Raw genomic sequence first — 13,645 nt, forward strand, 5'->3', positions numbered from 1 at the left:
GTGGCCTCCGACGTGCGCCTCACCGCGCTCATCACCGGCGCCTCGGCGGGCCTCGGCCGTGAACTCGCCCGGCAGCTCGCCGCGCGCGGCGTGCACCTGGTGCTGGTGGCGCGCGACGAGGCGCGCCTCGAGGGCGTTGCCGCCGAGCTCCGGAACCGCTACCGGGTGCGGGCCGAGGTGCTCGCGGCCGATCTGAGCGAGGGCTCGGAACAGGATCGGGTCGCGGATCGGCTGCGACGCGACGACTCCCCCGTGGACATCCTCGTCAACAACGCCGGCTTCGGCGTGCACGACGGATTCGAGGCGAGCGGTATCGCGGATGAACGGCGGCTGCACGAGCTGCTCTCCTGGGCGCCCCTGCGCCTCTGCCACGCCGCGGTGCCCGGCATGCTGCGGCGCGGGCGCGGCTGGATCCTCAACGTCGCGAGCGTCGCGGCCTTCACGCCCGCGGGCACCTACGGCTCGGCGAAGGCGGCGCTCGTGTCGCTGTCGCGCTCGCTGAACGCCCGGTACCGCGGGCGCGGGGTGAACGTGACGGCGCTGTGCCCGGGGCTGCTCGACACCGAGTTCCACGAGCGCATGGGCGCGGATCACCTGCCGTCGCTCCCCCGCGTCGCCTGGGCGCCCGTCGCGCGCGTCGCCCGCGAAGGAATCCGCGGGGTCCGCCGCGGCCGCGCGGTCGTCGTCTCCGACTGGCGCTACCGCCTCTTCTCGCCGCTCGCGCGCGTGATCCCGGACCGCCTGCTCGAGCGGCTGACCACGACGAGCGACCCCGGCCCGGCCCGGATCACGACGCCGGCAGCGCGCCCCGCTCGACGAGCGCCTCGACGACCCGCGCGGCCGCGCGGCCGTCGTCGTGCGGATTGAATCGCCCTCGCCAGGCCGCGGCCCGATCCTTCCGCGCCCGGATCCAGTCCGCCTCCGCGCCGCGCTCCGCGAGCTCCCGCGCGCACGCCACCAGCTCGGCCCGGTGCGCGAGCAGCGGCCCGGGCGCCTCCCGCTCGAAGTCGAACGTGAAGCCGCGCTCGCGATCCCGGTAGGCCGCGAGATCGGGCACGAAGAAGGCCATCGGCACGCGCGCGATCGAGGCGTCGAACATGATCGACGAGTAGTCGGTGACGAGCATGTCGGCGGCGAGGATCACGTCGTTGACGTCGGCGTGCCGCGAGGCGTCGAGCACTCGCGCCCCGGCGCCCACCCCGTAGCTGCCGAAGGCGTGCGTGCGCGTGTGGCCGCGGGCCACGACCACCCAATCCTCCCCCAGCTCCTCGGCGAGACGGCGCACGTCGAGCTCGTCCACGAGCGTGATCCCGCCGTCGCGCCAGGTGGGGGCGTAGACGAGCACGCGCGCTTCCGGGGCGACGCCGAGCGCTGCGCGGGCGGTGCGCACCTCGACCGGGTTGGGCTCCTCGCCCGCCACCGCGCGTGCGAGCCGGTCGTCGCGCGGATATCCGGTCTCGAGGATCTCTCCGCGAAAGGCGTAGCTGGAGCGGAACTGGGCGGTCGAGTGCGGGTTCTGCGACAGCATCAGGCTCCAGCGGCGGCTCTCCCGATGGATCGCGATCCGGGTGCGCAGACCCGCGCCCGGCCGGCCGAGGGCGAGGCGCTTGAGCATGGTGCCGTGCCAGGTCTGCAGCACGGTCTGCCCTCGCCGCCGCCGGAAGCCGTATCTCAGCCAGTCGTTGACCACCAGCAGCCGCGCGTACCGCCGCGCGGCGAACCACTCCCGTCCCCCCACGAGCAGCGCGGTCGCCCCCTCGGGCACCGACTGGCGCTCGCTCGTCACGCTCCAGTAGCGGGCGAGGCCCGGGTGACTGCGCGCGATCTCCCGGTCCAGCGCCAGCGGGTTGCAGCCGACCTGCCGCCCGTAGAAGCTCTCGAAGAAGACCGCATCCTCCGCCACGAGCTCGCGGGCCGGCGTGCGGAGACGGCGGATCTCGGCGAGCACGCGCCGCGCGGCGCCCCCCTCCGGGCGCGCGTGGAAGCGCGCGGCCAGCGCCCGCGCGTCGGCCTCCGCCGCGCGGGAAGCGTGGGATCCGGGAACGAGCTCCTCGATCCGGGCCGCGACGCCCGCCCAGTTCCGCAGAACCCGGCCCGCGCTCGTCACCTCGAGCGGCTCATAGAGGCCCCGCGTGTTCGAGTAGCGCTCGAGGTCCGGGGCGAACCAGATGATGGGCCGTCCGAGTCGTGAGAAGTCGAGGGCCAGCGAGGAGTAGTCGGTGATCACGACGTCGACGCCGCCGAGCAGCGGGGTGGCGTCGCGCACCAGGTCGGCGCCCAGCGCGTGAATGCGGCCCCCGAGGAGCGGCTCGTACGCCCCGCTGCCGAGCGGGTGCGGGCGGATCACGAGGCGGGCGTTCGCGCGCTCGAGCGCGCGTCGGATGAGCTCCGCCTCCTCCCCGTCGGGAACCGCGGGATCCGGCTCGCCGTCGCGCCACGTGGGCGCGTAGAGCACGACGGTCTCGTCCGCCCCGATGCGCGATCCCGCGTCTCCCAGCGCTTCGACGAGGCTGCGGCGGGCCTCGCCGGCCGCGCGGGGGTCGACGGCCTGGACCGCGAGCGCGTCGTCGCGCGGGTCGCCGAGCACCCGCACCCGGCCCGGCGCCACCCGGAAGGCCGATCGCAGCCGCTCGGCGGCGAGCGGCGATCCCGCGACGAAGAGATCCACCTCCCGGGAGCCCGCGAGGTACATGCGCCGCAGCAGCGCGCGCAGCGGGGCGGGGCCGCGCACGGAGGTGGTCACGGGCGAGTCGAGGTGCAGCCGCTTCAGCGGTGCGCCGTGCCAGAGCTGCACGACGAGCGCGCCGTGCACACCGAAGCGGTTGGCGTCGCCGAGGCCGTGGGTCACCACGACCTGCCCCGCCCGCAGCGTCGCCCAGTACCCCTGCCGTCCGACGCGGGCGAGCGGTTCGAAGCCCTCGGCGCGCGCGGCCGCGGCCTCGGCCTCGTCGGCCACGAGCCACGTGATCCGGGCCGCGGGATCCTCCCGGCGCAGCGCCCGCGCCAGGACGAGCGCCCCCTCTCCGACGCCGATCCCGCTGCCGAACACCCAGCGCTGCTCGCGCCTCGGCACGAACCAGGAGACGAGGACTGACAGCAGGTACTTGGGAAGCGCGAGCAGCTTCGCGAGATTGCCGCTCGCGAAGCTGAATCCGGCGGTACTCATCGGATCCACTTTAGGCCATCGCGCACGGCGACGCCGCGAGCGCGCTCCTCGGAAGGGGCGCTCGCGGCGTCTGCGTGGGGTTGTGGGAGGGACGGATCACCACTTGAGTTTGCCCAGTGTGGCCTCCGTCTTCGCGGCCTTGCCGCCTCGCGTGTAGTCGATCGTGACGGTGCTGCCGCCCGGCTGCATGCGGATCAGCGCGGAGACCGAGGTGCCGTCGACCGCGGGGACGCCGCCGACCGCCGTGATGACGTCTCCGGGCTTCAGCCCGGCCTGCTCCGCGGCGCCGCCGCGGGTGAGCTCCATGAGCAGGCCGCCCGCGCGGTTCGCGTCCTCGTCGGTGTCCTGCGTCGAGTCCGCCACCGTCGCCCCGAGCAGGCCGTGCGAGGGCTGGTCGCCCGAGATGAGCTCGTCGGCCACGCGGGTCGCGAGGTTGGCCGGGATGGCGAAGCCGAGGCCGTCGCTGCCTGCGGTGCCGCCGCCGGAGCCCGCCGCCGAAGCGATGGCCACGTTGATGCCGATGAGCTCGCCCTTGCCGTTGAGCAGCGCGCCCCCCGAGTTGCCCGGGTTGATCGAGGCATCGGTCTGGATCACGGGCAGCGTCACGGTGCCGCCCGACTGCTGCTGGGGCTGCTGGGGCTGCTGGGGCTGCTGCGGCTGCTGGGGCTGCTGGGGCTGCTGCTGGCCCTCGTCGGGGAGGCCGAAACGGAAGTCCCAGGGGAAGCCGTAGCCGTTGTCGCCCTGGCCGCCGCCCTGGCCCTCGTCCTGCTGCGGCGAGGGATCCTGCGGGATCAGCGGGCTGCCCACCGAGATGCCGCGGTTCAGCGCGCTCACCACACCGCTCGTGACGGTGTTCGCGAGGTTGAGCGGAGCGCCGATGGCGACGGTGAGGTCGCCCACGTTCAGCTTGTTGGAGTCGGCCGTCTTGATGGCGGGCAGGTCGGTGGCGTCGACCTTCACCACGGCGAGGTCGGCGTAGGGGTCGGCGCCGACCAGGGCGCCGTCGAGAATCCGTCCGTCGCTCAGCTTGACGCGGATCTGCGCGTCGCTCGTGGCCGCGCCGTCGAGGGTGACGACGTGAGCATTGGTGATGATGTAACCGTCGTTCCGGTAGATCACCCCGGATCCGGACCCGCTGGCGCCCCCGCCCGCGATCTCGAGCGTGACGACGCTCGGGGTCGCAACGGCGGCGACTCCGGAGATCGCGGTGGCGTTCTCCGCGTTGTTCAGGGTGATGGTACCGGTTCCACTGCCCTGCCCCTGCCCGGCCGCCTGCTGCGTCGCGTTGGAGGCCACGACGGCCGCGACTCCGCCGCCGACCGCGCCGCCCAGCAGCGCGCCGATCGCGAGGCCGGCGAGCAGCGCCCCCGTGCGGCTCTTCGGCTGAGTCGGTTGGTGGGGCGTCTCGGCGACCCCGCTCTGCTGAGCGGCCGGACCCTGCGCGCCGTACTGGTGCTGGGCCTGCTGCTGGGTCGCGGCGAAGCCGTGCGGCCCCTGCGGCGGCTGCGCCCCGTACGCCGACGCCTGCGGCTCGGCCGGGTACCCGCTCGGCAGAGGCCGGTGATCACCCTGCGCCGCCGACTCGGGCAGGGGGGCGGTCGGCTGCGTGTGCTGGAACTGCGGCGGCTGCGGCGCTTCGTCCCGCCCCCCGGCCGGGACGGCATCCGGACGATCTGCGTCGGATCCCGCCCCGCCGGAGGCGCCGGGAACGCGCTGCGAACCCTGCGGGTCGTACTCGGGGGTGTTGGTCATCGGGGACTCCCTTCTCGTACGACCAGACTGGCCTGCCAATCTATGAATTAGGTTTGCACGCACTGCATGTGATCTGCGGATCGCCGGAAATCAGCGACCACGGCGCGCATCTCCGCTCGGCTCCGCCCCCGGCTCGGCGAGCTCCGCGACGTCTCGGCACTCCCTGATCCGGCCGCGACGGCCTCCGCCGCGACGCATCAGCGCTCCGACGACCGCACCACCGGCGACAAGCAGCCCGCCGGCGATCAGCAGCGGCTGCAACGTCCCGTCTCCGGTGGAGGCGAGAGGCGGCCTCGCCGGAGCCGCGGGTTCGCTCCGGCGCACCTCGAAGTTCTCCCCTGCGGCACCGCAGCGGCCCGTCCGAACGACGTATCTCTCGCCGGCCTCGATCATCACGAGCGTCTCCACGTAGCCGCCGAGGCCCACCTGCTCCGGCGTGGTGCGCACCCGCCGCGACTCGTAACGCCCCGGTCCGGCGACCACGACCCCCTCGGGGTCGCCGAGCTCCGGGATCTCCGTCTCGGGCGAGCAGGTCAGCTCGCCAGACGCGGCGCGCCCGTATGCGGCGAAGGTCACCCTGAACTCGACGTCCTCGCGCTGCGAGAGCGCACCCGTCACGATCGCGGTGTCGTACATGTCCTCGCCGACGGATACCGTACCCGCCGATTCCGTGCGCACCTCCGGGTACTGGATCGTGGTGGTCTCGTTCGGGAGCCCGCAGCGGCCCCGCTGCAGCTCGAGCGATTCTCCGCCCTCGCGCATCAGCAGCGTCTCCACCCACCAGATCGTGTCGCCGTACTCCGGCAGCGCCGTCACCTCCGGCGAGGTCACCTCGCCGGGCCCGCCCACCGGCACCGGTTCCGTCGCGAACAGCCGATTCTCCTCGGTGCACTCCGCGGCGTCGGTTCCGGTGGCGCGCGCGTCGCCGCGATACCCCTCGAACACCACCTCGTGCATCACGCCCTCGCGCCTGCTCAGCTCGCCGGTGATGACGGCGGTATCGCGCACTCGGTCTCCGACGGCCACGAATCCGCTCGCGCGGGTGACCACCTCCGGAGCGCTGATCACCGTCGTCTCGTTGTCGAGCCCGCACTTGCCCTCGCTCACGGCGATGCGCTCCTCACCCTGCACGAGCCACAGCGTCTCGACCCACCAGACCTTTCCCGCCCAGTCGGGCTGCGCGAGCACCTCCTCAGAGCGCACCTCTCCGGGGCCCGTCACCTCGGTCGCTCCCGTCTCGAAGAGCTGGTTCTCCGCCGTGCACAGCGGCGGGCCGGCGAGCTCCGCGCCCGACTCCCGCTGCTCCGCCGAGGACTCGATCGCCTCGTAGCGCTCGCGATAGCCGCGGAAGGTGACCTCCCAGCGCGCGGCGTCGTTCGCAGAGATCTGCCCGGAGACGCGCGCCACGTCCGAGATCCGATCCCCGACTGCGGCGGTGGCCATCGCCACCGTCTCCACGGCGGGCCGTGCGATGCGCGTGGTCTCGTTCTCGAGCCCGCACTCGCCTCGCTGGATGGCCCGAGGGCCGTCTCCGGTATCGGCGAACAGGGTCTCCACCCACCACACGGTCGTCCCGTACTCCCAACGGGCAGTGAGCCCCGGCGAGCGGACGTCGCCCGGCTCCGTGACCGGCAGTGCCTCCGAGCGGAAGATGATGTTCTCCGCGTTGCAGACCGGGGCCTCCGGAGCCGGCGCGGGCGGTGGCGCGGGCCCGATCGGCGGGGCCGAGGGGGCGCCGGCCCCCTCGCCGTCCGCCGCGCCCGGCGCCCGGTAGGCCTCGAAGCGCACGGTGTACTTCGTCTCCGGGCTGAACGTGCCCGAGAGGGTCGCCACGTCGTAGATCTCCTCGCCGACCGCCGCTTCGGGCAGCGCCTGCGTCACCACCCCCGGCTGCCCGACGCGCGTGGTCTCGTTCGCAAGACCGCACTCGCCCTCGTGCACCACCTCGCCGCCCGAGCGCACCCGCTCCACCCAGTGAATCGTCCCGGAAGAGCGGACCCGCACGGGAGACGAGCTGAATCGCCCCGCTCCGGGCACGGGGGTTCCCGCTTGCCGGTGCACCGGCTGAGCGGTGCACCGCTCGGCCGGGCTCATCGCCTCGATCTCCTCGGCGCTCCATCGCATCGGATCGCGCCGTTCCTCCATCACCGGGTCCCGGCCCGTGAGATAGGCGGGTGCTCCGTTCTCGTCCAGAACCGCCCGGCCGTTCCCGTCGAGTTCCGGCACCGGATAGCTCGTGCCGTCGGCGGCGGTGCCCGACGTCGGCAGGCCGTCGGGGCCCACCACGGGAATCGGTTCGCCCGCCCGGTCCAGCAGGGGGCTGCCATCGGTCGCCGCCCACCACTCACGCCACAGAGCTGCACCGGTGTCCGGATCCTCCGCCTGGGCCTCATAGGGCTCGCCCAGCACCGGCCGCCAGGCCTCGTCGTACTTCTGCGCCCCGGCCTCCGGCTGCAGGTAGGCCGTGAACTCCGCCTCGGCATCCGGCCACATCTGCAGTTCCTTGCCTTCGGGCGGCGTGACGATCAGCACGTCGGTCATCGTCTCGCCCAGTTCTGCAGAGGGCTGAGCCAGGGAGGACGCGGTCGGGGGTGCGGGCTCACGCGTATCCTGCGACACCGCCTTGAAGACGCCGGTCAGGTCCCGGCCGACCGAACTGCCGATCGTCACGGCGATCCGCTGCCCCACCGCGCCCGTCGCCGAACTCGTGTTGTAGATATCGAGCTTCGGCTCCCAGCCTCGGGTCCCCTTCGCCACCCACGCGCCCGTCACCTCGAGTTCCTCCGCGCCCGGCTGCAGGTCGATGTACCGCGCAGCAGCCTCAGCCGGCGACACCGCGATCCTCTCGGCCCCGTTGCGCACGAAGACTCCTCCGCGCACCGTCAGTGAGGTCGTGCCCTTCGGGTAGGCGACCCGGTACCGACCCGGCTGGCCACCGGGGTCCGCACCGAGGCTGAGCGCGCCGGTCACCGGCTTCGGATCGACGGGCGCCTTGGCGTTCCTCTTCGCGTCCGCGTAGAGCCGATCGGATGCCGCGATGAGATCGCGGCCCCGCTGCGAACTCTGCAGCACCGTGATCTTCTGGTTCAGGGAGACGTTGCCCCCCGTGAAGTTCTCGCGCATGCGCCAGATGGTCAGCTGCACCGCCGCGGCCTTCCAGGCGTCGCCGTTCTGCCCGTGCCGGTCGATGAGATAGTTCATCTGCCGCATGCCCGCCGGTTCGCCCCAGGCCGGGAACATGCCCGAGCGGCCCGGCAGAATCCCCACGCGACCGGCCTCGGAGATGTACCCCGACGGCTCGCTGAGCGGCACCTCGATGCAGTAGGCCCGCTTGCCGTTCGGCATCACGAAGTTCGAGATGGTCAGGCCGCCGGGGAATTCGACGCGCTCACCCCGCGGCAGCGACTGAGCAGGGGTCGAATCGACGGAGACCACCGCCCCGACGACGAGCAGGCAGGCCGCGGCGGCTCCCGCGAACCGCCGCGCGAGCCGTCCCACTCGCTCCCGCAGACCGGGGCGCGGGGCACGAGACCCGCCACGAAGCCCCTCTGAATCGAATCTCATCATGTCGCATCCTCCTGGTACGCATCGATCGATCGCGCCGCGAACGGGCGCTCCCATCGATGCTGCTCGCTGCGCCGCGTCGGCCGTCCCGCCTATCCACAGGGGCGTGTCGGGCTCGATTCGCACCAGCAGAGGATTCGTGCTAGAGTCATTTCTTGTGCCGCGGGGTGGAGCAGTTCGGTAGCTCGCCGGGCTCATAACCCGGAGGTCGTGGGTTCAAATCCCGCCCCCGCAACCACAAGAAGAGGCCCTCTGCTGAGGGCCTCTTCTTCTTTTCTTCGAACCCGGGGGGATCCGCGATTTGCCCTCCTGAGCGTCGATCGCCCTGACGGGCAGCGCGGGGCTATCGGGCAGGGGACGCCGGGCACACCGTTACCCCCGCCCTCGGGCTTCTGCGACCAGTGCCTCTTCGCTCACGTGTGAGCGAAGAGCGGGCTCCTAGGATCACCGGTTCATCGGGTTTGAGCTGTCGGGCAGCGCGTGCCGCGTCGTGGGAACGCGCCGGGAGACCATGATCCTCCCGAGGCGCCACGAAAATCACGTGAATAGCATGGCGTCTCGGGAACAGCATGGCCTCCCGGCGGGAGCGGGCCCAGCCCGCCGCCACGACCAACGCATCAAGCATCGCGCCCCTATCCCACCCCCGCACACCCACAAGCGAACACCTTCACCAAACCACGACGCGACGCCACCGCCCGCCCCACCCACACAAGGCTCACCCAAGACAAACACCACACTCCCCGGATTACCGGATACCGGGCGGGCGCGTGCGCACGCGGGCTTCCCGCCGGGCCCGGCGAAACCGGGCCCGGCGGACGATACGATTCGCGAGACCGCTCGGAACCTGCGTGGGCCCGCTACTGGGCCTGCAGAGCGGCCTCCAGCGCCGCGCGCAGGCGCTGGTCGGCCTCCCCGTAGGTGGCCCAGTCGCCGGCCTGCATGGCCTCATCACGATCCTTGATGGCCTGCTGCATCTGACTCAGCGCGTCGGCGAGATTCGTGCCGGAACCACCCGAGCCGCCGCCGGAGGATCCGTCTCCCCCGCCCGTCCCGCCGGTGCCGCCCGTCCCGCCGGTGCCATCACCGGGCTCGCCGGAGCCCCCCGCCGTCGAGCCCGCCGCGCCGTCATCGCCGGCACTGGCTCCGGAGTTGCCGCCGAAGAGCGCGTTGAGCGCCTCGTCGAGCGTGTTCTCGAAGGCGATCTGATCGCCGAACGACACGAGCACCTTCTGCAGGATCGGGAAGCTCGTTCCGGAGGAGGCCTGCACGTACACCGGCTGCACGTACAGCAGACCGCCGCCGACGGGCAGGGTGAGCAGGTTGCCGCTGATGACGCGGCTCTCGCCCTGGCGCAGGATGTTGAGCAGTCGCGACACCTCCGAGTCCGTGGTGAAGCTGTTCTGCACCTGTCCGGGGCCGGGAATGGGGTTGCCCTTCGGAAGCGTGAGCAGCTTGAGCGTTCCGTACTCGCCCGAAACCTTGCCCGCCGTCGAGCCGGCGTTCGAGTTCGCAGCGAGATATCCCGTGAGGATGTCGCGCGATCCCTCGCCCTGCTGGTCGGGGATGTAGGTCGAGTAGATCGAGAAGTCGGGCTCGGCATCGGCCCCGGCCGCGAGCGTGAGGTAGTACGGAGGCTGCGGACGCTTGGCCGCCCCCGCCGACGCGGTCGACACCGGATCGTCGGGCGTGCGCCACTTGTCCTCGGCCGAGTAGAAGGCGTCGGGATCGGTCACGTGGTACTGGCCGAGCATCGCGCGCTGCACCTTGAAGAGATCGCTCGGGTAGCGCACATGGCTGAGCAGTTCTCCGCTCATATCCGAGACGCTCTTGAGGGTGCCCGGGAAGATCTTGCCCCACGACTTCAGAAGCGGATCCTCGGCGTCCCACGCGTACAGCTTCACGGAACCGTCGTAGGCGTCGACGGTGGCCTTCACCGAGTTGCGAATGTAGTTGACCGGCTTGGGCATCGGATCGGTGCGGTCGTTGTCGGCGTCGACCGTCAGCGCGTTCATGTCCGCCTGCTGGGAGTAGGGGTAGTCGGCCGAAGTGGTGTAGCCGTCGATGATCCAGACGATCCGCCCGTCGACCACCGAGGCGTACGGGGACTTGTCGATCGTGAGGTACGGGGCGACCTTCTGCACGCGGGTCACCGGGCTGCGGTCGTAGAGGATCTGGGATCCGTCGACCACGGCGCCGGACAGCAGCACCTCCATATCCTGGAACTTCAGCGCGTAGATGAGCTTGGAGAAGAAGTTGTCGAGCTTGGGACCGCCGTTGCCGGAGAAGGTGGTCATGTTCTGGCGACCCGCGGGGGCCCCGTCGGGCGCGGGGTCTTCGGCGGGCGGCGTCTCGGTGGTGGTCCCGCTGCCGCCCGGCTCGGCCGGCTGCGGATCCTCGGCCGTGGCCTCGGCGTTGCTCTCCCCGTCGGCCGGGAAGTCGAGTTCGATGGGCTTCGAGCGATCACCGCCCACGATCGAATACTCGGGCGAGTTCATGCCGAAGTAGACACGCGGCTCGAATTTGCCGAGCTTGCCGGTCGTCGGGATCCCGTTCTCCAGGAACACCGGCTCGCCTCCCGGTGAGCGCTGGTTGCCGTAGGCCGCGACAAGCCCGTAGCCGTGGGTGTACACGAGCGTGCGGTTGTACCAGCCGCTCTGATCGCTGATGTCGATGTCGCGGACCGCCGACACGGTGTCTTCGACCTTCCCGTCGATCTTGTAGCGGTCGACGTTGAGCGAGGTGGGGAACTGGTAGTACTGGCGGATCTGCTCGAGCTGGGCGAACGTCGGCGACACGATCTCGGGGTCGATGATGCGGATGTTCGCCGTGGTCACGGCATCGTTGCGCAGCGCCCCCGGTTCCGCGTCGGTCGCCGCGTCGTAGCGCTCGACCTCGACCTTGTCGATGCCGTAGGCGGTGCGGGTGGCGTCGATGTTGCGCTGGATGTACTCGGATTCGAGGCTCTTCTCGTCCGGGCGCACCTGGAACTGCTGCACGGCCCAGGGGTAGCCGATGCCCAGCACGATGCTGGAGATGAGGAAGAGCGCCGTGCCGATCACCGGCAGCCGCCACTTGCCGGTGAAAGCCGTGACGAGGAAGAGCACGGAGACGATGATCGCGATGCCCGCGAGGATCTGCTTGCCCGGGATGACCGCATTCACGTCCTGGAACATCGCACCGGTCCACTGCCCGCCCGTGTTCGTCATCGCGCCGTACTGGTCGAGCCACAGGCTCCCGGCCTGCAGCAGCAGGTACAGGGTGGCGAGCACCGCCGCCTGGATGCGGGTGGCCTTCGAGACGCGCACGTCGCGGCCGGAGAACGAGATGCCGCCGTAGAGGTAGCTGGTGGCGATGCCCGCGATGAGCGAGAGCAGCACGACCGCGGAGGCGAAACCTGCGATGCCCCGCAGCATCGGCAGATCGAAGAGGAAGAACGAGATGTCGAGTCCGAACTGGGCGTCCTTCTTCCCCGATGCCTCGCCGTTGAGCCAGAGCAGCACCCGCTGCCACTGCGTCGCGGTGCTGAAGCCCGCGAAGAGGCCGACGATGGCGGGCAGAGCCCACTTCACGAGCCGGCGCAGCGGCTCGAACAGTTCCTGGTAGCGGTCGAGCTGCGCCGTGAGCCGCGCGTAGACGGGGCGTTTGCGATAGGCGACGTCGATGGCGAAGAACACCGGCACCGCCATGCCGACGAAGCCGATCGCGAACATCACTCCCGCCGCGATCCACTGCGTGGTCAGCACGGGCAGGTACCCGAGCTGGTCGTACCACATCACCTCGGTGAGCACCGCCGCGACGGCGAGGAAGCCGAGGATCAGCACCACCACCAGGATCACGGTGACGGCGAGGGGCGAGAGTCGGCGCTGACGAGCCGGGGCGTTGGCGTTCTGGTCGGTCACGTCTCTGCAGTTCTTCCTGTCCAGAGTGCACCCTGATGGGCGCCGGGCGGGGTCCGTACCACCCTATCGGTCGCCGCTGACAAACCGCTCCGCCTCACCCGCAGCGTTCGAGTCCCGCGGGCTCCTGACCCGCGGCGACGGCCTCGATCGCGCCGACGGCCTCGTCGAGCGTCCCGACAGGCGCGATCCTCAAGCCCTGCGGCGGCCGCCGGGGCAGATCCCCGCAGTTCGCGAGCGGCATGAGGAACAGATCGCTGCCGGCCCGCTGAGCCGCCCACATCTTCTGCGTGAGCCCGCCGATGGCTCCCACCTGCCCCGAGTCCGACATCGTGCCGGTGCCGCTCACCGTGAGTCCGTCGAGCAGCGGTCCCGGCGTCAGACGGTCGATGATCGCCACGGCGAACACGAGCCCGGCGCTCGGGCCGCCGATCTTGGAGAGGCTGACGTCGACCTTGGCGGGCAGCTGGTAGTCCATCGAGATCGCCGCACCGATCAGCGGTTCGGAGCCTCCCTCGGGCGCGCGCGGCGTGAGCACGGTCTCGCGCGCCTCTCCGTCGCGCTCGAACCGGATCCGGATCTGCGCACCGTCACCGGCGTCGATGATGCTGCGGCGCAGCGAGGCGAAGTCCTCGATGTTCCGGCCGTCGACGCTCAGAAGCCGGTCGCCGGGCTCGAGAGCGCCGTCGGCGGGGCCGTTCTTGGAGACATCGGCGACGCTCAGCTCGACCCCGACCTTCTTCCCCATCGCGCGGAAGGCCGCCGCCGCCGCCTGGGCCTGCGAGCCGTTCATGAGCACCGTGTTCGCCTTCTCCCGCTGCTCGACGGTGGTGCCCTGCGGGTAGAACTCGCTCACGGGCGCGATGCGCTGGGACGGGTCGAGCAGGGCGGGCAGGAGCGAGAGCCAGCTCCTCGGCTGCTCGGGATCGCCGAGGATCGTGACCGTGAGCAGGTTGAGTTCGCCGCTCGTGGAGTAGGTCTCGGCCCCCTCGATGGCGAGGACCGGGGTGTTCTTCCCGTCGACGAGGGCCTTTCCGAGCGTGTCGACCACCGGGCCCGGCTGCTCGACGGCGTAGGGCGATGGCACCAGGGCGGCGAGCAGCAGGATGCAGGCGAGAATCATGAGCCCGAGCGTCGCGCGCGATCTGCGCCGTTCGAGTTTGTCGTCGTACACCTGTCCCCAGTCTCTCCGCCGCCGGGCGCGGCTGTTCGCAGTCGGCGCAACGGAAATCGCCGGGCGACGGTCAATCTAGCAGGCGGATCTGAC

At 71.4% G+C, this 13,645-nt stretch carries 6 protein-coding genes and 1 tRNA gene; 2 read left to right on the plus strand and 5 right to left on the minus strand.

Features of this window, described 5'->3' with window-relative positions; genetic code table 11:
- Complete coding sequence (locus D1J51_RS06980; RefSeq protein ID WP_240423012.1) at nucleotides 1-867, plus strand: SDR family NAD(P)-dependent oxidoreductase; 867 nt, start codon at nucleotides 1-3, stop codon at nucleotides 865-867.
- Here the strand turns inward: D1J51_RS06980 and D1J51_RS06985 are convergent.
- The 3 genes from D1J51_RS06985 to D1J51_RS06995 all read right to left on the minus strand — a co-directional run bounded on the left by D1J51_RS06985 (nucleotide 788) and on the right by D1J51_RS06995 (nucleotide 8,485).
- Nucleotides 788-3,166: a CDP-glycerol glycerophosphotransferase family protein gene (locus D1J51_RS06985; RefSeq protein WP_119074460.1), complete on the minus strand. Its 2,379-nt coding sequence runs from the start codon at nucleotides 3,164-3,166 to the stop codon at nucleotides 788-790. The genes D1J51_RS06980 and D1J51_RS06985 overlap by 80 nt on opposite strands.
- A gap of 96 nt (nucleotides 3,167-3,262) precedes the next feature.
- Complete coding sequence (locus D1J51_RS06990; RefSeq protein WP_119074461.1) at nucleotides 3,263-4,918, minus strand: S1C family serine protease; 1,656 nt, start codon at nucleotides 4,916-4,918, stop codon at nucleotides 3,263-3,265.
- 90 nt (nucleotides 4,919-5,008) lie between these two features.
- Complete coding sequence (locus D1J51_RS06995; protein ID WP_162903704.1) at nucleotides 5,009-8,485, minus strand: hypothetical protein; 3,477 nt, start codon at nucleotides 8,483-8,485, stop codon at nucleotides 5,009-5,011.
- Between the two features lie 158 nt (nucleotides 8,486-8,643).
- On the opposite strand from D1J51_RS06995, the gene D1J51_RS07000 reads away from it, so the two are divergent.
- Nucleotides 8,644-8,720 (plus strand) — tRNA-Met (locus D1J51_RS07000).
- A 619-nt stretch (nucleotides 8,721-9,339) separates the two neighbouring features.
- Here the strand turns inward: D1J51_RS07000 and D1J51_RS07005 are convergent.
- Nucleotides 9,340-12,381, minus strand: a complete 3,042-nt coding sequence (locus tag D1J51_RS07005) for a UPF0182 family membrane protein (RefSeq protein ID WP_119074463.1) — start codon at nucleotides 12,379-12,381, stop codon at nucleotides 9,340-9,342.
- Nucleotides 12,382-12,475: 94 nt separating this feature from the next.
- Nucleotides 12,476-13,552, minus strand: a complete 1,077-nt coding sequence (locus D1J51_RS07010) for a YlbL family protein (protein ID WP_119074464.1) — start codon at nucleotides 13,550-13,552, stop codon at nucleotides 12,476-12,478.
- Nucleotides 13,553-13,645 lie beyond the last annotated feature (93 nt).

The sequence above is a fragment of the Leucobacter sp. wl10 genome (assembly GCF_003569785.1).
Lineage (GTDB): Bacteria > Actinomycetota > Actinomycetes > Actinomycetales > Microbacteriaceae > Leucobacter.

Coding starts and splice junctions, on each gene's coding strand:
- D1J51_RS06985 (WP_119074460.1), bottom strand. CDS start 3,166: ATGAGTACCGCCGGATTCAGCTTCGCGAGCGGCAATCTCGCGAAGCTG.
- D1J51_RS06990 (WP_119074461.1), bottom strand. CDS start 4,918: ATGACCAACACCCCCGAGTACGACCCGCAGGGTTCGCAGCGCGTTCCC.
- D1J51_RS06995 (WP_162903704.1), bottom strand. CDS start 8,485: ATGATGAGATTCGATTCAGAGGGGCTTCGTGGCGGGTCTCGTGCCCCG.